This is a genomic window from Streptococcus sp. 2106, from assembly GCF_013277315.1.
GTDB classification, from domain to species: Bacteria; Bacillota; Bacilli; order Lactobacillales; family Streptococcaceae; genus Streptococcus; species Streptococcus pseudopneumoniae.
The window spans coordinates 1-1,082 of sequence record NZ_VMMS01000145.1 but is presented as its reverse complement, the minus strand read 5'-3'; the positions used below and the strand labels follow the sequence as shown (position 1 = coordinate 1,082).

Here is a 1,082-nt window from a genome sequence, read left to right as displayed (position 1 = left end):
AGGATGGTCGTCCAATTAAATGGTAGAGGGGAGAAGAGGGGGAAGAGAAGGGGAAAAAGGAGAAAGGAAAAGAGAAGAAGGGGGGAGGTAAGGCTAAGATTACAGAACCAGGTAAAGCAGCTGTAGAAGTTCCTAATGTAACAACACCAGCTAAGGTAACAGTCTCTACGGAACAGCCAAGTAAATCACATAATGTATTGCCAAATACAGGAACAGAATCAAATGCGACTCTTGCTTCTCTAGGACTTCTTGGTATGCTAAGTGGACTCGGATTTGCGTTTAGAAAGAAAAAAGAAGACTAAAATAAAAGTTTAGTCAAGCTGATATACATTCTTCTGTATTTTAAAAATGAGCCCTATTAATTCTGCTGATTATTTTAGGAATCGAGTACAAGGGATGTTTAGATGAAAAGCGAACAATTTTAGAATTGTTCGCTTTTTAAATGGCTCTTTGTCAACTGTAGTGTAACGGTAACCGCCCAATAACGAAGTATATTGAAAAATCTCCAGACTAGAGAACTCACGGATAGTTCCTAATCTGGAGATTTCTTATACTCAATGAAAATCAAAGAGCAAACTAGGAAGCTAGCCGCAAGCTGTACTTGAGTACGGTAAGGCGACGCTGACGCGGTTTGAATTTGATTTTCGAAGAGTATTATTTGCACTTTTCTTGTACAACTTTAGTCCATGGTAAATAAGCCTCTAAAACCTCTTTGTTTACGAGAGTCTGCTAGTTTGGGGGTCGCTTCAAAAAATTTCCTTCTCACATGCGCCCAACATCCAACAAGTTCAGCTTCTTCCAGTTGACGATAAGCTTCTAGCGGTTCGCAGTTTACCAAGCTTAGCGTCGCCTTGCTCCTAAACCTTGGACTGCTATCGCATAGGCAGAACTAGAGGACTAAAGTCCTAAGTTACTGCCGCAACATGTCACAATGCACATAGCCAGAATAATCTCCTAGGAATTCTTGTACTACTGAACCACTTCGACGCTGATCATGGTGGTAAAGCGTGATTCCTTGCTTCTCTGATTTTCCTGACAAAAAAGTCCAATAGTAGGTCAGATAGCTATCACTCTCTAGCACC

1 protein-coding gene and 1 pseudogene are annotated in these 1,082 nt (G+C 40.9%); one reads left to right on the top strand and one right to left on the bottom strand.

All coding sequences use genetic code 11. The features are described 5' to 3' along the window. Positions 1–98 precede the first annotated feature (98 nt). On the top strand, positions 99–302 hold the full coding sequence (locus HT723_RS11990; RefSeq protein ID WP_083022277.1) for an LPXTG cell wall anchor domain-containing protein: 204 nt from the start codon (positions 99–101) through the stop codon (positions 300–302). A 425-nt stretch (positions 303–727) separates the two neighbouring features. On the opposite strand, the pseudogene HT723_RS11755 reads toward HT723_RS11990, so the two are convergent. Beyond that, positions 728–1,082: pseudogene (locus HT723_RS11755) on the bottom strand (transposase); the annotation flags it as partial.